The sequence below is a fragment of the Streptomyces sp. NPDC059564 genome (assembly GCF_042735575.1).
Lineage (GTDB): Bacteria > Actinomycetota > Actinomycetes > Streptomycetales > Streptomycetaceae > Streptomyces.
Map to the genome: position 1 here is coordinate 31106 of NZ_JBHWBP010000006.1, position 19265 is coordinate 50370.

13 protein-coding genes and 1 pseudogene are annotated in these 19265 nt (G+C 72.4%); 6 read left to right on the forward strand and 8 right to left on the reverse strand.

The window, feature by feature from the left end:
• The first annotated feature begins 47 nt into the window (after positions 1-47).
• Entirely contained in the window at positions 48-2303 is a 2256-nt protein-coding gene (locus ACFV0Q_RS02825) for a heavy metal translocating P-type ATPase (RefSeq protein WP_384999428.1), read from the forward strand.
• Between the two features lie 355 nt (positions 2304-2658).
• Here the strand turns inward: ACFV0Q_RS02825 and ACFV0Q_RS02830 are convergent, their stop codons facing one another.
• Together ACFV0Q_RS02830 and ACFV0Q_RS02835 are read right to left on the reverse strand one after the other, a co-directional pair.
• On the reverse strand, positions 2659-3948 hold the full coding sequence (locus tag ACFV0Q_RS02830; protein ID WP_030229520.1) for a citrate synthase: 1290 nt from the start codon (positions 3946-3948) through the stop codon (positions 2659-2661).
• Between the two features lie 182 nt (positions 3949-4130).
• Positions 4131-6377 (reverse strand): ATP-dependent RecD-like DNA helicase, encoded by a 2247-nt coding sequence (locus ACFV0Q_RS02835; protein WP_384999432.1) that lies wholly within the window; start codon positions 6375-6377, stop codon positions 4131-4133.
• 291 nt (positions 6378-6668) lie between these two features.
• Between ACFV0Q_RS02835 and ACFV0Q_RS02840 the strand changes: the two genes are divergently transcribed.
• Both ACFV0Q_RS02840 and ACFV0Q_RS02845 read left to right on the forward strand, forming a co-directional pair.
• Positions 6669-7202, forward strand: a complete 534-nt coding sequence (locus tag ACFV0Q_RS02840; RefSeq protein ID WP_384999435.1) for a DUF937 domain-containing protein — start codon at positions 6669-6671, stop codon at positions 7200-7202.
• Positions 7160-7825: pseudogene (locus tag ACFV0Q_RS02845) on the forward strand (GNAT family N-acetyltransferase); the annotation flags it as partial. The gene ACFV0Q_RS02840 and the pseudogene ACFV0Q_RS02845, both read left to right, overlap by 43 nt.
• On the opposite strand, the gene ACFV0Q_RS02850 reads toward ACFV0Q_RS02845, so the two are convergent.
• Positions 7776-8711 carry an EamA family transporter gene (locus ACFV0Q_RS02850; protein ID WP_384999437.1) on the reverse strand — a complete coding sequence of 312 codons (936 nt, stop codon included), beginning with the start codon at positions 8709-8711 and terminating at the stop codon, positions 7776-7778. The pseudogene ACFV0Q_RS02845 and the gene ACFV0Q_RS02850 overlap by 50 nt on opposite strands.
• A gap of 108 nt (positions 8712-8819) precedes the next feature.
• Between ACFV0Q_RS02850 and ACFV0Q_RS02855 the strand changes: the two genes are divergently transcribed.
• On the forward strand, positions 8820-9776 hold the full coding sequence (locus ACFV0Q_RS02855; RefSeq protein ID WP_384999440.1) for a LysR substrate-binding domain-containing protein: 957 nt from the start codon (positions 8820-8822) through the stop codon (positions 9774-9776).
• Positions 9777-9831: 55 nt separating this feature from the next.
• Entirely contained in the window at positions 9832-11613 is a 1782-nt protein-coding gene (locus ACFV0Q_RS02860; RefSeq protein ID WP_384999527.1) for a glycoside hydrolase family 3 N-terminal domain-containing protein, read from the forward strand.
• 10 nt (positions 11614-11623) lie between these two features.
• Here ACFV0Q_RS02860 and ACFV0Q_RS02865 read toward each other — a convergent pair whose 3' ends face one another.
• The 3 genes from ACFV0Q_RS02865 to ACFV0Q_RS02875 form a co-directional block, all read right to left on the reverse strand.
• Positions 11624-13060, reverse strand: a complete 1437-nt coding sequence (locus tag ACFV0Q_RS02865) for an aminopeptidase (RefSeq protein WP_384999443.1) — start codon at positions 13058-13060, stop codon at positions 11624-11626.
• A gap of 84 nt (positions 13061-13144) precedes the next feature.
• The gene (locus tag ACFV0Q_RS02870) at positions 13145-13510 is read right to left on the reverse strand and encodes a hypothetical protein (protein WP_384999446.1); all 366 of its coding nucleotides are present in this window, start codon (positions 13508-13510) and stop codon (positions 13145-13147) included.
• A gap of 137 nt (positions 13511-13647) precedes the next feature.
• Positions 13648-13872, reverse strand: a complete 225-nt coding sequence (locus ACFV0Q_RS02875) for a hypothetical protein (RefSeq protein ID WP_384999449.1) — start codon at positions 13870-13872, stop codon at positions 13648-13650.
• A gap of 109 nt (positions 13873-13981) precedes the next feature.
• Here ACFV0Q_RS02875 and ACFV0Q_RS02880 point away from each other — a divergent pair, with 109 nt between their 5' ends.
• Entirely contained in the window at positions 13982-14536 is a 555-nt protein-coding gene (locus tag ACFV0Q_RS02880) for an EF-hand domain-containing protein (RefSeq protein WP_384999452.1), read from the forward strand.
• An 18-nt stretch (positions 14537-14554) separates the two neighbouring features.
• Here the strand turns inward: ACFV0Q_RS02880 and ACFV0Q_RS02885 are convergent, their stop codons facing one another.
• Positions 14555-18394: an ABC transporter ATP-binding protein gene (locus tag ACFV0Q_RS02885; RefSeq protein ID WP_384999455.1), complete on the reverse strand. Its 3840-nt coding sequence runs from the start codon at positions 18392-18394 to the stop codon at positions 14555-14557.
• Between the two features lie 82 nt (positions 18395-18476).
• Entirely contained in the window at positions 18477-19241 is a 765-nt protein-coding gene (locus ACFV0Q_RS02890) for a GntR family transcriptional regulator (protein ID WP_384999530.1), read from the reverse strand.
• Positions 19242-19265: the final 24 nt, after the last annotated feature.

The following is a 19265-nucleotide window of genomic DNA, read 5'->3' on the forward strand; positions in this document are numbered from 1 at the left end:
CTCATACTGGTCCCGTACGGACCGGCCCTCCCCCTGGAGCCGGAACGATGACCAGCACAGTCCACGAAGCGCCCATAGCGGCGGTCGAGCTGACGATCGGCGGGATGACCTGCGCCTCGTGCGCCGCCCGGATCGAGAAGAAGCTCAACCGGATGGACGGCGTCGAGGCCACGGTGAACTACGCCACCGAGAAGGCCCACGTCTCCTACACCGGGGACGTGCGGGTCGCCGACCTGATCGCGACCGTCGTCAAGACCGGGTACACCGCCGAGGAGCCCGCACCCCCGCCGCCCCCGGCACAGGCCCGGGCGGAGCCCGACGCCGCCGTACGCGACCCGGAACTCGCCGCGCTGCGCCAGCGGCTGCTGGTGTCCGCCGCCCTCGCGCTGCCCGTCGTCCTGCTCTCGATGGTTCCGGCCCTGCAGTTCGACAACTGGCAGTGGCTCTCGCTGACCCTGGCCGCGCCCGTGGCCGTCTGGGGGGCCTTCCCCTTCCACAGGGCCGCCTGGACCAACGCCCGGCACGGCGCCGCCACCATGGACACCCTGGTGTCGCTGGGCACCCTCGCCGCCTTCACCTGGTCACTGTGGGCCCTGTTCTTCGGGCACGCGGGCATGCCCGGCATGCGGCACGGCTTCGACGTCACCGTCTCGCGGAGCGACGGCTCCTCCGCCCTCTACCTGGAGGTCGCGGCGGGGGTCGTCAGCTTCATCCTGCTCGGCCGCTACCTGGAGGCCCGCTCCAAGCGGAAGGCGGGCGCGGCCCTCAAGGCCCTGCTGGAGCTGGGCGCCAAGGACGTGGCCGTGCTGCGCGGGGGCCGGGAGGTCCGCGTCCCCGTGGGCGCCCTCGCCGTCGGCGACCGGTTCGTCGTGCGGCCCGGCGAGAAGATCGCCACCGACGGGACCGTCGTCGAGGGCTCCGCCGCCGTGGACGCCTCCATGCTGACCGGCGAATCCGTCCCCGTGGAGACCGGCGTCGGCGACCCGGTGACCGGCGCCACGGTCAACGCCTCCGGCCGGCTCGTCGTCGAGGCCACCCGGATCGGGGCCGACACCCAGCTCGCCCGGATGGCGAAGATGGTCGAGGACGCGCAGAACGGCAAGGCCGAGGTGCAGCGGCTCGCCGACCGCGTGTCCGCGGTCTTCGTGCCGGTCGTCCTGCTCCTCGCGCTCGGCACCTGGGTCACCTGGCTGCTCATCACCGACGACCCCACCGCCGCCTTCACCGCCGCCGTGGCCGTCCTGATCATCGCCTGCCCCTGCGCCCTGGGCCTGGCCACCCCGACCGCGCTGATGGTCGGCACCGGGCGGGGAGCGCAGCTCGGCATCCTGATCAAGGGCCCCGAGGTGCTGGAGTCCACCCGGCGGGTGGACACCGTCGTGCTGGACAAGACCGGAACCGTCACCACCGGCCGGATGACCCTGTCCGGCGTCCACCCCGCCGAGGGCGTCGACGCGGACGAACTGCTGCGCCTGGCCGGGTCCCTGGAGCACGCCTCGGAGCACCCGATCGCCCGGGCCGTCGCGGCGGGGGCCGCGGACCTCGCCGGCGGCCTGGCGGTCCCGGAGGGCTTCCGCAATCACGGCGGCCTCGGCGTCGAGGGCACCGTCGAGGGCCACGCCGTCCTCGTGGGGCGCGAACGGCTGCTGGCCGACCGGTCGGTCACCCTGCCCGCCGGGCTCGCCGACGCCAAGGCCGCCGCCGAGGCCGCGGGCGGCACGGCCGTGCTGGTGGCCTGGGACGGGGCCGCCCGCGGGGTGCTTACGGTCGCCGACGCGGTCAAGGAGACCAGCGCCGAGGCCGTGACCCTGCTGCGCGCCCTCGGCCTCACCCCGATCCTGCTGACCGGCGACAACGAGGCCGCGGCCCGGGCGGTGGCCCGCGAGGTCGGCATCGACCGGGTCATCGCCGAGGTGCTCCCCGAGGACAAGGCCGACGTGGTCCGCGGGCTCCAGGCCGAGGGCCGTACGGTCGCCATGGTGGGCGACGGGGTCAACGACGCGGCCGCGCTGGCCCAAGCGGACCTGGGCCTGGCCATGGGCACCGGTACCGACGCGGCCATCGAGGCCGCCGACCTGACCCTCGTACGGGGCGACCTGCGGGTGGCGGCGGACGCGATCCGGCTCTCCCGCCGGACCCTCGCCGTCATCAAGGGCAATCTCTTCTGGGCCTTCGGCTACAACGTCGCGGCGCTGCCGCTGGCCGCCGCGGGCCTGCTCAACCCGATGATCGCGGGGGCCGCGATGGCCTTCTCCTCGGTCTTCGTGGTGACCAACAGCCTGCGGTTGCGGTCCTTCCGCTAGTAGAGCCCCTCCCCGTAGCCTCCACAGTTCCTTCACGGGAGACGCAGATCACAGTGATCGCAACGTAACCATCCGGGGTCGGCACGGGTCTAATGGGGCGATGCCGAAAACGTCTTGGGGGACGTTTCAGGAGGTCTTGGGGGACGTCCTCGGCATCTGCCGGCCGGGACGCGTGCCCTCGGGAAGCTTTGAGCGGCCCTCCCGACCCGAACGGGTCCCGGCACACACCGACGCCCCGGCGCGGGTCCCGTGGGGGGAATCCGCCGCCGGGGAAAAGGAAAGCGCCCCGACCGTCGACCCGTGGGGGGATCGACGGCGGGGCGCTTTTCGTAAGCCCAGGCCGCGGGGCTCGCTGTCAGCGGGCCTCGACGGGGACGAAGTCGCGCAGGACCTCGCCGGTGTAGATCTGGCGCGGACGGCCGATGCGGGAGCCGGGCTCCTTGATCATCTCGTGCCACTGGGCGATCCAGCCGGGAAGCCGGCCGAGCGCGAAGAGCACGGTGAACATCTCGGTCGGGAAGCCCATGGCCCGGTAGATGAGACCGGTGTAGAAGTCCACGTTCGGGTAGAGGTTGCGCGAGACGAAGTACTCGTCGGCCAGCGCGTGCTCTTCCAGCTTGAGCGCGATGTCCAGCAGCTCGTCGCTCTTGCCGAGCGCCGACAGGACGTCGTGCGCCGCCGCCTTGATGATCTTCGCCCGGGGGTCGAAGCTCTTGTAGACGCGGTGCCCGAAGCCCATCAGGCGGACGCCGTCTTCCTTGTTCTTCACCTTGCGGATGAAGGCGTCGACGTCGCCGCCGTCGTTCTTGATGCCTTCCAGCATCTCGAGGACGGACTGGTTGGCGCCGCCGTGCAGCGGGCCCCACAGGGCGGAGATGCCGGCGGAGATCGAGGCGAACATGTTCGCCTGCGAGGAGCCCACCAGACGCACGGTGGAGGTCGAGCAGTTCTGCTCGTGGTCCGCGTGCAGGATCAGCAGCTTGTCGAGCGCCGAGACCACGACCGGGTCCAGGTCGTACTCCTGGGCCGGCACGGAGAAGGTCATGCGCAGGAAGTTCTCGACGTAGCCGAGGTCGTTGCGCGGGTAGACCACCGGGTGGCCGACCGACTTCTTGTACGCGTACGCGGCGATCGTCGGGAGCTTGGCCAGCAGCCGGATCGTCGAGAGGTGGCGCTGCTTCTCGTCGAACGGGTTGTGGCTGTCCTGGTAGAACGTCGACAGCGCGCTGACCACCGAGGACAGCATCGCCATCGGGTGCGCGTCACGCGGGAAGCCGTCGTAGAAGCGCTTCACGTCCTCGTGCAGCAGCGTGTGCTGGGTGATTTCGTTGCGGAAGGACGCGAGCTGGTCGACGGTCGGCAGCTCACCGTTGATCAGCAGGTAGGCGACCTCGATGAAGGTCGAGCGCTCCGCCAGCTGCTCGATCGGGTAGCCGCGGTAGCGCAGGATGCCCTGCTCGCCGTCGAGGTAGGTAATCGCGGACTTGTAGGCGGCGGTGTTTCCGTAGCCGCTGTCCAGCGTGACGAGCCCGGTCTGGGCCCGGAGCTTCGAGATGTCGAAGCCCTGGTCACCGACGGTGCTCTCGACCACCGGGTAGGTGTATTCACCGTCCGCGTACCGGAGTACTACAGAGTTGTCGCTCACGTCATCCCTCACCGACGTAGTGCCTCTTCTTCGAGGTGCCCTGACTGCCTCTACCTTCCCCCATTTGGCACAGGTGAGTGCACTCGGGGTCGGGGTTTGGTGTTTTTGACGGCACTGAGTGCCTTCAAGCTGCTCATCCTGCCCCCTGCCCACCGGTGGGGATAGCCCAAATGATCGATCATCTAGGTGATGTTTCCCACCGGTATCCGGCCGGAAAGCCGAGGAGCGACGGCCGTGTACCTCCTGCCTGCGGAAACGGTACGCACCGCCTGGCCGAGAGCCTTCCGGGACCCGACCAGGACGACCAGTTTCTTCGCCCTGGTCACCGCCGTGTAGAGAAGATTTCGCTGGAGCATCATCCAGGCCCCGGTGGTGACGGGGATCACGACCGCCGGGTATTCACTCCCCTGGGAACGGTGGATGGTGACGGCGTACGCGTGGGCGAGCTCGTCGAGCTCCGCGAACTCGTACCCCACCTCCTCATCCTCCTCCGTCCGCACGGTCAGCCGCTGTTCGTCCAGGTCAAGGTCGGTGACCACGCCGACGGTGCCGTTGAAGACACCGTTGGCGCCCTTCTCGTAGTTGTTGCGGATCTGGGTGACCTTGTCCCCGACCCGGAAGACCCGGCCGCCGAACCGCTTCTCGGGCAGGTTCGGGCGCGCCGGGGTGATGGCCTGCTGGAGCAGTCCGTTGAGGTTCCCGGCGCCGGCCGGGCCCCGGTGCATGGGCGCCAGCACCTGGATGTCGCGCCGCGGGTCCAGGCCGAATCTGGCCGGAATTCGACGGGCGGCCACGTCCACGGCGAGGACTCCGGCCGCCTCGGTGTCCTCTTCGGGGAAGAGGAAGAAGTCCGGCAGCCCGTCGGTGATGGGCGGGACCCCGGTGTTGATGCGGTGCGCGTTGGTGACCACGCCCGACTGCTGGGCCTGGCGGAAGATCCTGGTCAGCCGGACGGCGGGCACCGGACCGCCCTCGGCCAGCAGGTCCCTGAGCACCTCCCCCGCACCGACGGAGGGCAGCTGGTCCACATCGCCGACGAGCAGCAGATGTGCGCCGGGGGCCACGGCCTTGACGAGTTTGTTCGCCAGCAGCAGATCCAGCATCGAGGCTTCGTCGACCACGACGAGATCGGCGTCCAAGGGCCGGTCCCGGTCGTACGCCGCGTCCCCGCCGGGCTTGAGCTCCAGCAGCCGGTGCACGGTGGACGCCTCGGCCCCGGTCAGCTCCGAGAGCCGTTTCGCGGCCCGCCCGGTGGGGGCGGCGAGCACCACCTTGGCCTTCTTGGCGCGGGCCAGCTCCACGATGGAGCGCACGGTGAACGACTTCCCGCAGCCGGGCCCGCCGGTGAGGACGGCGACCCGGCGGGTGAGGGCCAGCCGGACGGCGTCGCGCTGTTCGGGGGCGAGGGCGGCGCCGGTGCGGCCGGCCAGCCAGCCCAGCGCCTTCTCCCAGTCCACGTCCCGGAAGCCGGGCATCCGGTCCTCCTCGGCGTTCAGGAGCCGGCGGACCTGGCCGACCAGCGACAGCTCCGCGCGATGGAAGGGGACCAGGTACACGGCGGTGAGGGGGTCGGGGCCGCCCTGCGGATCCGGCACGCGTTCCCGTACGACTCCTTCGGGATCGGCGGCGAGCTCGGCGAGGCAGTCGATGACGAGGCCGGTGTCGACCTGGAGCAGCTTGACCCCGTCGGCGATGAGCCGTTCCTCGGGGAGGAAGCAGTGCCCCTGGTCGGTGGACTGGGACAGGGCGTACTGGAGCCCGGCCTTGACCCGTTCGGGGCTGTCGTGCGGGATCCCGACGGCCTGGGCGATCCGGTCGGCGGTGAGGAAGCCGATGCCCCACACGTCGGCGGCGAGCCGGTAGGGCTGGTTCTTGACCACCGAGATGGAGGCGTCGCCGTACTTCTTGTAGATCCGCACGGCGATGGAGGTGGAGACGCCGACACCCTGGAGGAAGACCATGACCTCCTTGATGGCCTTCTGCTCCTCCCAGGCCGCGCCGATCATCTTGGTCCGTTTGGGGCCGAGGCCGGGGACCTCGATCAGGCGCTTGGGCTCGGTCTCGATGACGTCGAGGGTGTCGGTGCCGAAGTGCTCCACGATCCGGTCGGCGATCTTCGGGCCGATGCCCTTGATGAGGCCGGAGCCGAGGTAGCGGCGGATGCCCTGGATGGTGGCGGGCAGCAGCGTGGAGTAGTTCTCGACGCTGAACTGCTTTCCGTACTGGGGGTGCGAGCCCCAGCGGCCCTCCATGCGCAGGGATTCGCCGGGCTGCGCGCCGAGCAGCGATCCGACGACGGTCAGCAGGTCTCCGGCGCCGCGGCCGGTGTCGACCCGGGCGACGGTGTACCCGCTCTCCTCGTTGGCGTAGGTGATGCGTTCCAGCACCCCCTCGACCACCGCCAGTTGCACGGCCCCGTTGGTTGTCATGGCACGAAGCTACCGTCCGGCGCCGACAGCCCGCCGGGGCCTGTGGACAACTCCGCCCGGACCAACGAAAGGGGGTCCGGCCTTCCGGCCGGACCCCCTCACGGTTACCCCTCCCTCGTCGGACTTCCCGATCCCCCCAGATCCCCTCCCGGAAGTGCCGACGCACCCTACGACCCGCCACCCGCCCGGAGGGTTGCACGCGGAACCGGGGCTTTACCCTTCCGTTACCAAAAAGGGGTCCGGAAGTGGTCCGAGGTGCCACCAAATCGCCGCACAAGTAGCGTTTCCGGCATGAGCGAACCTTCATTCCAGGACGACGTGCTGAACGAGCTCGGCGACGACAGGCTCACCGAGATCGCCGGACTGCTCGGCACCGACGCGAACGGCGCGCGCGACACGGTGGCCACGACCGTGGGGGCCATGACCGGCGGTCTCCAGGAGAAAGCCGACACCGATGACGACGACGGCCACGAGGTCCGCCAGGCCTTCGCCGAGGTCGCCGAACCGCCGCTGCAGGGCGTGGCCACCCTCGGCGGCGGGCTGCTCGGCGGCGGGCTGATGGCCGGGGTGCTGGCCAAGGTGAGCAAGCCGGTGGCCTCGGCGGTCTCGAAGAAGACCGGCATCCCGGTGGCCACCGTCTCCCGGGTCATCGAACTATTGATCCCGGTGCTGCTGGCCGTCTTCGCCAAGCGCGCGGCGGCGGGCAAGGCGGGCGCGGGCGCGGCCAACGCAGGAGGCGCACCCGCCCCCGGCGCGGCTCCCGCCGAGGGCGGCGGCGGCCTCGGCGACCTGCTGGGCCAGATCCTGGGCGGCGGCAAGAAGTAGGCCGCCCGCGGGGGTCGACCCGTACGGCGCAGGGGCGGACCGGGGCGTACGAGCGGCCCCCCGGGCCCGCCCCGCGCGCTAAATTGGGCGCCATGAAGCCCCCTGCCGACCACCCCGCCGACGCGGTGCGGCTGCGGGATCCGGAGCCCGGGGACCTGGGCTGGATCGTGCAGCGCCACGGCGCGCTCTACGCCGCCGAGTACGGCTGGAACCAGGAGTTCGAGGGCCTGGTGGCCCGGATCGTCGCGGACTTCGCCGAGGACCACGACCCCCATCTGGAGCGGGTCTGGATCGCCGAGCACGAGGGCCGCCCGGTCGGTTCGGTGATGTGCGTACGGGAGGACGGCGCGCCCGGCACCGCCCGGCTGCGCCTGCTGCTCGTGGACCCGGAGGGCCGCGGCCACGGCGTCGGCGCCCGGCTGGTCGCCGCCGTGATCGCGTTCGCCCGTTCGGTCGGCTACCGCGAGCTGGTGCTGTGGACCAACGACGTGCTGCGCGAGGCCCGCTCCCTGTACGAGCGCGCCGGATTCACCCTGGTCGCCGAGCGCCCGCACCGCTCGTACGGCGTCGCCCTCACCGGGCAGGACTGGCGGCTGCCGCTCCAGGAGAACTCCCCGCGCTGACGCCCGGACCGACCCCCGTACGGTCCGGGACGCGCGTGGGGGCCAGCGAGGTCAGCCCGACCCCGCCGACCAGCAGCACCGCCGCGATCCAGCGCGTCCCCGACACGCCCTCCCCGAGCACCAGCGCGGCCGAGGACATCCCGAAGACGGGCACGAGCAGCGAGAACGGGGCCACGGACGAGGCGGGGTAGCGGCGCAGCAGGTACCCCCAGGCGCCGAAGCCGAAGACGGTGGACACCCAGGCGACGTAGCCGATGACGGCCACCCCGGACCAGTCCAGGGCGCGCAGCGCGGCCAGGTCCCGGTCGGGGCCCTCCAGCAGCAGCGAGAGCGCGAACAGCGGGACGACGGGGACGGTGCACACCCACACCATGAAGTTGAGGGCGTCCGGCGGGGCGGCCTTGCGGGTCAGCACGTTGGACACACCCCAGCAGGCGGCGGCCGCGACGACCAGGGTGAAGCCCGCGGCGGGCCCCGAGACGCCCCGGTCCACGGCGGCGACCCCGATCCCGGCCAGGGCCACCCCCATGCCCAGCAGCCGCACCCGGCCGGGCCGTTCGCGCAGGACGACGGCGGCGAGCAGGGCGGTGAAGACGGCCTGGATCTGGAGCACCAGGGAGGACAGCCCGGCCGGCATCCCGGCGGCCATGCCGGTGAACAGCAGCCCGAACTTGGCGATGCCGAGGGCCGCCCCGACCCCGAGGATCCACTTCCAGGCGACCGTGGGGCGCCCCACGAAGAAGACGGCGGGCAGCGCGGCGACGAGGAAGCGCAGGGCGGAGAGCAGCAGCGGCGGGAAGTGGCCGAGGCCGATCTCGATGACGACGAAGTTGAAGCCCCAGACGGCGGCGACGAGGACGGCGAGTGCGGTGTGTACGGGACGCATGCTCCGAGGATCGGCGCTCCGACCGTGTAGCACCAGCACCGATCTCTTCCGGGATGGATGAAGCATCGCTTACTGATCCGCGGCGGGGAGCGCGCCTACGATGGGGCCATGCTCGACCTCTCCCGGCTGCGCGCCCTGCACGCCGTCTCCGTCCACGGCTCGGTCGCGGCCGCGGCGGCCGCCCTCGGCTACACCCCTTCGGCGATCTCGCAGCAGATCACCAAGCTGGAGCGGGAGACCCGCACCACTCTGCTGGAACGCCGCGGCCGCGGGGTCGCGCTCACCGAGGAGGCCCGGCACCTGGCCGACACGGCGCAGCAGCTGCTGGCGATCGTCGAGCGCGCCGAGACCACCCTGGAGGAGCGGCGCGGGCAGCCGAGCGGGCTGCTGACGGTGGCCGCGTTCGCCTCGGCCGCGCGCGGCCTGCTGCCGGGGGTGCTGGCCGACCTGGCCCGGCGGCATCCCGCGCTGGACGTACGCCTCACGGAGGTGGACCCCCACCTCTCGGTGGACCTGGTGGCCCGCGGGGTCACCGATCTGGCGGTGGCGCACGACTGGGACATCGCCCCGCTGCCGGCCCCCGAGGGGGTGGAGCAGGCGGTGATCGGGGACGACCCCTGCGACCTGGTGGTCCCGGCGGGGCATCCGTTCACGGCCCGGCGGGTGGTGCGGCGGACGGACCTCGGGGGCCAGCGGTGGGTGTGCCAGCCGCCCGGCCGGGTCTGCCACGACTGGCTGGTGCGGACGATGCGCACGGCCGGGTTCGAGCCGGACATCGCGCACGTGGCCGAGGAGAACCACACGATCGTGGCCCTGGTCGCGGCCGGACTCGGGATCGCCGTCGTGCCCCGGCTGGGGACGGGCGCGCTGCCGCCGGGCGCGGTGGCGGTACCGCTGGAGCCGGGCCCCGTACGCAGGCTGTACGCCCTGTGGCGGACCGGGGCCGCCCGCCGCCCGGCGATCACCGAGGCCGTGGCCACCCTCCAGGAGCACTGGTCCCGTGCGGCCCCCCTTCCGGGGGACCTCCCGAGTGTCCCCGGCGTGCGGGCGACGCCCCGCCAGTAGGGTCCGGCGGGTGCCGTACCACGCCTCCCGCAGGGCCCTGCTCGCCGCCGCAGCCATGGCCGCCGTCACGGCCGCCGGGGCCGCCTCCGCCGCCGTGGGCTCCCGCGGCGCGGCGCCCGACGACTCCCGCTCCCCCGGGGGACCGCCGGGCCGCCGGCCGGACCGGGTGCGGCTGCGCGCGGTGGTGGCCCGGATGAGCCTGCCCGAGCAGGTGGGGCAGCTGTTCGTGTCCCGGGCCTACGGGCACTGCGCGACCGATCCCGACGCGGCGGACGCCGAGCTGAACCTGGCCCAGTTCGGGGTGCGCACCGCCGCCGAGGTGGTCGCCCGCTACCACCTGGGCGGGGTCGTCTACTTCGGCTGGGCGCACAACACCCGTGACCCGCACCAGATCGCCGAGCTGTCCAACGGCCTGCAGCGGGCGGCGGGCGGCTCGGGCGCCGGGATCCCGCTGCTGCTCTCCACCGACCAGGAGCACGGGGCCGTCGCCCGGATCGGCAGGCCGGCCGCCCTGCTGCCGGGGGCGATGGCGCTGGGCGCGGGGGGTTCCACGGCCGAGGCCCGCCGCGCGGCACGGGTGGCGGGTACGGAGCTGGCGGCGCTGGGCATCCGGCAGGACTACGCCCCGGTGTCCGACGTGAACGTGAACCCGGCCAATCCGGTGATCGGCGTACGGTCCTTCGGCGCGGATCCGCGCGCGGTGGCGGCCCTGGCGGCGGCCCAGGTGCGCGGCTACCAGGAGGCGGGGGTGGCGGCGACGGCGAAGCACTTCCCGGGGCACGGCGACACGGAGACCGACAGCCACGTCGGGCTGCCGGTGATGCGGCACACCCGGGCGCGGTGGGAGGAGCTGGACGAGCCGCCGTTCCGGGCGGCGGTGGAGGCGGGCGTGGACGCCGTGATGACGGCGCACATCGTCTTCCCCGCGCTCGATCCCTCGGGGGATCCGGCGACCCTCTCGCGGCCGGTCGTCACCGGCATCCTGCGCGAACGCCTGGGCTTCCGCGGGGTGGTGGTCACCGACGCCCTCGACATGGCGGGGGTCCGCCAGAAGTACGGGGACGACCGGGTCCCGGTCCTGGCCCTCAAGGCGGGCTGCGACCAGCTGCTGAACGCGCCCGATCTCGCCCTGGCGCAGCGCGGCGTGCTGGCGGCGGTGGAGTCGGGCGAGCTGACGCGGGAGCGGATCGCGGAGTCGGTGCTGCGGATCCTGGAACTCAAGGCCCGCCGGGGACTGTTCGAGGACCCCTTCACCTCGGCGGCCCGGGTGGACGCGCTGGTCGGCACGGCCGCGCACCTGGAGGCGGCCGACGAGATCGCGGCGGCCACGACGACCCTGCTGGCCAATCCGGAGGGGCTGCTGCCGCTGGACGCGGCGGCCGGGCCGGAGCTGCTGGTCACCGGGACGGACCCGGTCTCCCCCACGGGTACCACGGGACCCCCTACGACGGTCCTGGCGCGGGAGCTGACGGCGCTGGGCTGCCGGGCCGAGGCGCTCCCGCCCGCGCGGGCGGTGGCGGCGGCAGCGGGCCGCGCGGCGGTGCTCGTGTGCACGTACAACGTCCCGGAGGGGGAGAGTCCGCAGCGCACGCTGGTGGCGGAGCTGGTCGCGACGGGCGTGCCGGTGGTGCTGGTGGCCATCCGCAATCCGTACGACCCGGCGCGGCTGCCGGAGTGTGCGGCCGAGGTGGCGACGTACTCCTGGACGGACGTGGAGATGCGGGCGGCGGCCCGGGTGCTGACGGGTGCGAGGCGGCCCGCCGGCCGCCTCCCGGTCCCCGTCCCGGGCCGCTACCCCCTGGGCCACGGGCTGTCGTACCCGCCCGTGGCCCCCTAGCTCCCGGGGACTACGGCCGCAGCTGCGGCTCGTGCCTCAGGTCGACCTGGTCGAGCACCGGGTCCGGCGCGGCCAGCGGCGCGGCGGCCTGGGCCCGGCCGGACAGGGTCTGGGCGGGGGCGACCCCGGCCCACTGGAGGATCTTCGCGGTCGCGAGGACCTTCTCGCCCTCCTGGAGCTTGGCGACGTTGGCCCCGTGGTTGGCGCCCGGCGCGATCATCACGTAGCTGTCGCGGGTGGTGTACCCGAGGTGGAAGGGCTCGGCGCCCCACGGGTCGTTCTGCCCGTACACGAACAGCATCTGGTGGGCGTTGTTGCGGACCCAGGTGTCCACCTCCGCCATGACCCCCGGCTGGAAGGTCATCGGGATCTCGCGCGGCACGAAGTTGCGCGGCGGCTGGTAGCCGTAGCGGGTCAGGCCCTTGAGGTGGGGCTGCTTGATGTCGGGCGAGCCGAGCTGGGTACCGGCCTGGTAGTAGTACGGCGTGTACGTCTCCAGTCCCTGGTCGGCGTAGGCCGAGAAGCCGGAGATGGTGTCGACCGTGTCCCAGATCTCCTGGTCGCTCGCGGTGGCGGCGGTCGGGATGCCGGCGCAGTCGGCGAGCAGGCTGTACTGCCAGAAGGCCCAGGAGTAGTCCAGGACGACGGCCTCGAAGGCCTTGTCGAGGCTGCCGACGGTGGTGAAGGTCCAGCCGTTCTCGGCGGCGGCGGCCGCGTACTTGGCCTCCAGCGGCTCGCGGCGGATCAGCGCCTCGCGCTGCACGTTGTTCAGCTTGTCGCGGCACTCCTTGGTGCCGACCTTGGTGAAGAACCGGTCGTAGGCCGAGTCCTCCTTGTTGACGACGTCGTTGGGCGCGACGTACGCGACGACGCCGTCCATGTCACGCGGGTAGTAGCGCTCGTAGTACGTCGCCGTCATGCCGCCCTTGCTGCCGCCGGTGGCCAGCCAGTTCTTGGGGTAGATCTTCTTCAGGGCGGTGAAGATGCGGTGCTGGTCGCTGGCGGCCTGCCAGATGTCCAGGTTCCCCCAGTTGGCCGGGTCGGGCCGGGAGGGGGTGAAGAATCGATACTCCAGGGAGACCTGGTTGCCGTCGACGATGGTCGTCGGCTCGCTGCGGCGCGGGCTGGTGTTGACGTTGTAGCCCGAGGTGAAGAACACCGTGGGCCGGGAGACGTCCTTGTGCAGCAGGGTCAGGCGCTGCTTGAAGGTGCCCTTCCACGGCTGCCGGTGGTCGACCGGCTGCTCGTAGTTCAGGACGAAGAAGCGGTACCCCGGGTACGGCTTCTCCTCGATCAGGCTCATCCCCGGAATGCCGAGGATCTGGTCCTTGATGTCCGTGGCGGCGGCCGGCCCCGCGGCGGTGGCCGCTTGTGCCGTGGCGCCGGCCGCACCCATGGTGCCGATCAGCACCAGGAGCGACAGCAGCCATCCGAGCGTCTTGCGCATTCACCCTCCCCTTGAGTTCACTGTGGTCGCCGTGAACCTAGCCGGGTCAACACGCCTCTGAACAGACCTAGTTGGGTCGCACCCTCAGCACAGGATCCAGCCGGAATCGACGGATCCGGCCGCCACTCCGCCCTTTACATACACACATCGGTTGATCGCGCCCACGCTGACGGGGCCCGCGTAGCGGGTGAATTGCCCCGCATCGCCCACCGGTACGCCGCCACGCGGCTGAATGCTCACCGACATGTGACGGCGTTCCCCGGCCCGCAGGGCGACGGTCACCGCGCACGCCCGGTCCCGGCTCTTGTACACCCGCACCTCGCCGGTGACGAAGGGCAGCGCCTTGACCAGCCTGCCCTCGCACCCGCCGGTCGCGGCGTGCGCCGGGGCGGCCGCGAACACCCCTCCCACCGCCAGCCAGAGCGCCGCCCCGAACACCCCGAGCGACACGGTCCGCCGCCACGCGCTCCGCGCCTTCCGCCCCTGCCACACCACCACGGCCCCCCGATCAGTCGTACGTAACACGTACGCACGTACGACGCCCGGGTGTGCCGGAAGGTTGCACGGGGCAACGGCCGCCCCGGGGGTCAGAGCGCCGCCGAGGCCGCGTGGTCGAAGACCGCCCCCCTCGGGCGCAGGGCGGTGGCGAGGCGCACCGGATGCCCCTCCGCGACCAGCAGGGCGGTCAGCTCGTCGGCGCGTTCGGCGACGGCCCGGCAGACGCCGTGCAGCAGTTCCGGCCGGGTGGCGAGGGGGACGCGGGCCCAGCCGGGCTCCTCGGCGCCGGCCGCCCATACCTCGTAAGAGTGCATCCACAACTTCCTTGCGGGAGAGCGGGAGTTCGCGATCAACGAGGAGATTACGCTAGGTGGCCGAGCAAACGCTCACCGTAGTTCCGATCAGCCGCGAAGGGCATCTGCCATGACGAACGACCTCCTCGACCGCAAGCTGGAGCGTGCGTTCGCGCACCTGGACGCCGACTCCAACGGCGTGATCGACGAGAAGGACATGATCGCCCTCGGGTCGCGCCTGCTCTCCGCGCTCTCCGAGCCCGCCACCTCCCCCAAGGCGGCCGAGGTCTTCCGCGGTCTCACGGACTTCTGGGTGGACCTGTTCAACGAGCTGGGCGTCGGCGAGGACCAGAAGCTCACGCCCGCGCAGTACCGGGACGGCATGACCCGGCTCTACAAGGACGGCGGGCCCGCGTACGACAAGTCCTTCCGCCCGATGATGAAGGCGATCCTGACGGTCGCCGACACCAACGGGGACGGGCACATCAGCCCCGAGGAGTTCCACAAGGCGCAGCTGGCCTTCGACACCGAGCTGGAGCCCGCCGACGCGGACACCCTCTTCGCGAAGATCGACAAGAACCACGACGGGTACCTGTCGGTGGACGAACTCCTCGACGCCGTACGCGAGTACTACACCGGGGACGACGAGGACGCCCCCGGCAACCTGCTCTTCGGCGAGCTCTGAGCGCTCGCCCCGGCCGCCCTACGCGGCCGCGGCGGGCTCGTCCTCCCCGGCGAAGGTCCGCCACAGCTCGGCGTAGCGGCCGCCGCGGGCCAGCAGTTCCAGGTGGCTGCCGTCCTCGACGACCCGGCCTCGGTCCATGACCACCACCCGGTCGGCGCGGGCGGCGGTCGTCAGCCGGTGCGCGACGACCAGGGTGGTGCGCTTGCCCGCGAGCCGGTCCGTGGCCTGGTTGACCTGCGCCTCGGTGGCCAGGTCCAGGGCCGCGGTGGCCTCGTCGAGGAGCAGTACGTCCGGGTCGACGAGCTCGGCGCGGGCCAGCGCGATCAGCTGGCGCTGCCCGGCGGAGAGGTTGCGGCCGCGCTCGGCGACGGTGTGCAGGTAGCCGCCGTCGAGGGTGGCGATCATGTCGTGGGCGCCGACCGCGCGGGCGGCGGCCTCCACCTCGGCGTCGCTCGCGGCGGGCCGCCCGTAGGCGATGGCGTCGCGGACCGTCCCCGGGAAGAGGTACGGCTCCTGGGGGACCACGCCGAGGCGGTGGCGGTACGCCGTCAGGTCCAGCTCCCGCAGGTCGGCGCCGTCGGCGGTGACCCGGCCGGAGGTCGGGTCGTAGAACCGGGCGACCATCTTGACCAGCGTGGACTTGCCGGCTCCGGTCTCGCCGACGAAGGCGACGGTCTGCCCGGCCGGTATGCGCAGGCTTATCCCGGCCAGCGCCTCGCCGTTCTCGCCACGCTCCTCGGCGGTGCCGTACTGGAAGCGCACGTCCTCGAAGGCGATCTCGCCGCGCAGCGCGGGCACCGGGGCGGGGGCGGCGGAGCGCGGGGTGCTGGTGGGCTCGCGCAGCAGATCCTGGATCCGGCCGAGGGAGACGGTGGCCTGCTGGTAGCCGTCGAAGACCTGGGAGAGCTGCTGGACCGGGGCGAAGAACAGGTCGATGTACAGCAGGTACGCGACCAGCGCGCCGGTGGTGAGGGTGGCCGCTTCCACCCGGCCCGCGCCGACGATCAGCACGGCCGCCGCCGCGCCCGAGGACAGCAGCTGCACGAAGGGGAAGTAGACGGATATCAGCCACTGGCCGCGGACCCGCGCCTGGCGGTAGGCGTCGCTGCGCCCGGCGAAGCGGGTGGCACCGGTGGACTGGCGGCGGAAGGCCTGGACGAGGCGGAGCCCGGCCACGGACTCCTGCAGGTCGGCGTTGACCACGCTGACCCGGTCGCGGGCGAGCTCGTACGCGGCGACCGACTTGCGGCGGAAGACGACCGTGCCGAGGACCAGCACGGGCAGGGTGGCGAAGACGATCAGCGCGAGCTCGACGTCGAGGACGAGCAGGGCGATCAGGATCCCGAAGAAGGTCAGGACGGAGACCACGGCGGTGACGAGCCCGGTCTGCAGGAAGCTCGACAGGGAGTCCACGTCGGTGGTCATCCGGGTCATGATCTTGCCGGTGAGCTCGCGCTCGTAGTAGTCCAGGCCGAGGCGCTGGAGCTGGGCGAAGATCTTGACGCGCAGGGCGTACAGGACGCGCTCGCCGGTGCGTCCGGTCATCCGGGTCTCGGCGAACTGTGCCGCCCACTGGCCGAGGACGACGACCAGGGCCAGCCCGGCGGCGACCCAGACGGCCCCGAGGGCGGCCTGTTCGACGCCCTTGTCGATGCCGTGCCGGATCAGGACGGGCAGCAGCAGCCCGGACCCCGCGTCGAGGGCGACGAGGCCGAGGCTGATGGCGAGGGGGGCCCAGAAGCCCTTCAGCAGGCGGCGCAGGCCGTAGCTCTCCTCGGCGGCCGCGGCCCGGGCCTCGTCCACCGCCGGCTCGTCGTCGGCGGGCGGCAGGGCCGCCACCTGGGCGAGGAGTTCGGGGGTGGCGGGCATGCCGGGGGCGGCCGGGGCGGCGGACTTGCCGCTCTCCTCGCGGCGCCACAGCTCGGGCGTGACCCCGTCCGACACCCGGCGCTTGGCGCTGACCTGCTCGGAGTCGATCTCCGCTTCGAGTTCCAGGTCCCGCTCGATGTCCCGCTCGAACTCGGCCATGGCCGGCGCGTCAGGGGTGCGCGGCGAGGCCGCCCCGAGGGCGTCGGGGTCGGTCAGCAGCCGGCGGTACAGGGCGGAGCGGCGCTCCAGCACCTCGTGGGTGCCGATGTCGGCGAGCCGCCCGTGGTCGAGTACGGCGATCCGGTCGGCCAGCGCGAGGGTGGAGCGGCGGTGGGCGATGAGGAGGGTGGTGCGGCCCGCCATGACAGCCCGCAGCGCCTCGTGGATCTCGTGCTCGACGCGGGCGTCGACGGCGGAGGTGGCGTCGTCGAGGAGCAGCAGCCGGGGGTCGGTGAGGATGGCGCGGGCGAGCGCGATGCGCTGGCGCTGGCCGCCGGAGAGGGTCAGGCCCTGCTCGCCGACCTTGGTGTCGTACCCGGCGGGGAGGGCCTCGACGAAGCCCTCGGCCTGGGCGGCGCGGGCGGCGGCGCGGACGTCCTCGTCGGAGGCGTCGGGGCGGCCGAAGGCGATGTTGGCGCGGATGGTGTCGGAGAAGAGGAACGAGTCCTCGGGGACCAGTCCGATGGCGGCGCGCAGGGAGTCGTACGTCAGCTCGCGGACGTCGTGGCCGCCGACGCGGACGGCGCCCTGGTCGGCGTCGTAGAAGCGCGGCAGGAGCAGCGCCACCGTCGACTTGCCGCTGCCGGAGGAGCCGACGACGGCGACGGTCTCGCCCTCGGCGATGGAGAGGGAGAACCCGTCGAGGACGGGCCGCTCGGGGTCGTAACCGAAGCGGACGTCGTCGAACTCGACGGTCGCGGGCGCGTCGGCGGGCAGCTCGCGGGTGCCGTCCTGGATCACGGGCTCGGTGTCGATGAGCTCGAAGACGCGCTCGACGCCGGCGCGGGCCTGCTGGCCGACGGTCAGGACCATGGCCAGCATGCGGACGGGGCCGACGAGCTGGGCGAGGTAGGTGGAGAAGGCGACGAAGGTGCCGAGGGTGATGTGTCCCCGGGTGGCCATCCAGCCGCCCAGGGCCAGCATCGCGACCTGCCCGAGGGCGGGGACGGCCTGCAGGGCGGGGGTGTACCGGGAGTTGAGGCGGATGGTGCGCATCCGCCCGCCGAACAGCTTGCGGCCGGCCTCGCGGAGCTTGCCGGTCTCCTGCTCCTCCTGCCCGAAGCCCTTGACGACGCGGACGCCGGTCACGGCGCCGTCGACGACGGTGGCCACGGCGGCGGCCTGGGCCTGGGCGTACCAGGTGGCGGGGAAGAGCTTCTTGCGGCTGCGCTTGGCGATGAACCACAGGGCGGGAGCCATCAGCAGCGCGACGAGCGTGAGCAGCGGGGACAGCCACAGCATGATGCCGAGGGATATCCCGAAGAGGAGGAAGTTCCCGATGGTCATGGGCAGCATGAACAGCAGGCCCTGGATCAGCTGGAGGTCGCTGGTGGCCCGCCCGACGACCTGCCCGGTCGACAGCTCGTCCTGGCGCCGCCCGTCGAGGCGGGCGATGGTGTCGTACATGTCGGTGCGCAGGTCGTGCTGCACGTCGAGGGCGAGGCGGCCGCCGTAGTAGCGGCGTATGTAGGTGAGGACGTACACGAGCACGGCCGCGCCTATGAGCATGCCGGCCCAGGGGGCCATGCCCTTGGTCTTGTCGCCGACGACGTCGTCGATGATCACGCGGGTGACCAGCGGTACGAGGGCCATGACGGCCATCCCGGCCAGCGAGGACCCGAGCGCGAGCAGCACGTTGACCTTGTACCGCCAGGTGTAGGCCGTAAGCCGCCTGCCCCAGCCCTGTTTCTCCCCAGCCGCCGTCACGTGATGCCTCCCCGTCGTTCCTGTCCTGCCGCCACCCCCAACGCTCCGACCGGCGGATTTCATCCCGCCGCAACAATCGAACGGGTTTCCGCGGGGCGGCGCACGACGGGTGGACCGTCCGGGGGACGGGTGGGCCCTTCGGGTCCTACGGGGCGTCGAACTCGTACTCCAGTACGTAGGCGGAGGCGTCCAGCACCATCTCGTTGACCTCGACCACGCGGGCGTCTGCGGTGAGGGCCGTCCGGCAGATCAGCACGACGGGCGTCCCGGCGGTCAGCGCCAGCCGCTCGGCCTCATCCGGACCGGGCATCCTCGACCGGATCTCCTCCCGGAACCGAGCGGGCTTGTGGCCCAGCTCCGCGAGGCGTGCGTAGATGCCGCCGGGGCCGCTGTCGGGCTCCGCGATGGGGCTTCCGGCCACGAGGGCGGCGTCGAGATAGGAGGTCGCGAGCAGTACGGGCTTCCCGTCGAGCGTGAACCTGCGGCGGCGGATACAGGCGGGGGCGTTCGCGGCGAGGCCGAGTGCGGAGGCGATCCGGCCCGGGGCCTCCCCCTCGTCGACGCCGAGGAACTCGACCACGGGGTCGCGCCCCTTCCCGTCCACGCCCCAGATGGATCCGCCCGCACCCCACACCTCGACGGCCAGTCGCTGGATGCCCCGCCGCCGGATGACGACCTTGAACTCCCGGACGAAGACCCCGGCGCCCTTGCGCGCCTCCGTGAGCCCCTCGGCCTGAAGAACCCCGAACGCCTGGCGGGCGGTCATGCGGGCGACACCGTACTGGCTCATCAGGTCGCTCTCGCCCGGGAGCCGGTCTCCGGGCCCGTACTCGCCGGACGCGATGGCGTCTTTGAGCGCGGCGGCGATGCGCTGGTACTTGGGCTGCCGCCCCGCGACGTCCTTCGGCATGCACTCCTCCTGGATCACCTCGCG

Bases quoted from the DNA above. Each gene is read 5' to 3' on its own strand.
- ACFV0Q_RS02825 (WP_384999428.1), top strand. From the start codon at position 48: ATGACCAGCACAGTCCACGAAGCGCCCATAGCGGCGGTCGAGCTGACG.
- ACFV0Q_RS02835 (WP_384999432.1), bottom strand. From the start codon at position 6,377: ATGACAACCAACGGGGCCGTGCAACTGGCGGTGGTCGAGGGGGTGCTG.
- ACFV0Q_RS02840 (WP_384999435.1), top strand. From the start codon at position 6,669: ATGAGCGAACCTTCATTCCAGGACGACGTGCTGAACGAGCTCGGCGAC.
- ACFV0Q_RS02850 (WP_384999437.1), bottom strand. From the start codon at position 8,711: ATGCGTCCCGTACACACCGCACTCGCCGTCCTCGTCGCCGCCGTCTGG.
- ACFV0Q_RS02855 (WP_384999440.1), top strand. From the start codon at position 8,820: ATGCTCGACCTCTCCCGGCTGCGCGCCCTGCACGCCGTCTCCGTCCAC.
- ACFV0Q_RS02860 (WP_384999527.1), top strand. From the start codon at position 9,832: ATGGCCGCCGTCACGGCCGCCGGGGCCGCCTCCGCCGCCGTGGGCTCC.
- ACFV0Q_RS02865 (WP_384999443.1), bottom strand. From the start codon at position 13,060: ATGCGCAAGACGCTCGGATGGCTGCTGTCGCTCCTGGTGCTGATCGGC.
- ACFV0Q_RS02875 (WP_384999449.1), bottom strand. From the start codon at position 13,872: ATGCACTCTTACGAGGTATGGGCGGCCGGCGCCGAGGAGCCCGGCTGG.
- ACFV0Q_RS02880 (WP_384999452.1), top strand. From the start codon at position 13,982: ATGACGAACGACCTCCTCGACCGCAAGCTGGAGCGTGCGTTCGCGCAC.
- ACFV0Q_RS02885 (WP_384999455.1), bottom strand. From the start codon at position 18,394: ATGAAATCCGCCGGTCGGAGCGTTGGGGGTGGCGGCAGGACAGGAACG.
- ACFV0Q_RS02890 (WP_384999530.1), bottom strand. From the start codon at position 19,241: ATGCCGAAGGACGTCGCGGGGCGGCAGCCCAAGTACCAGCGCATCGCC.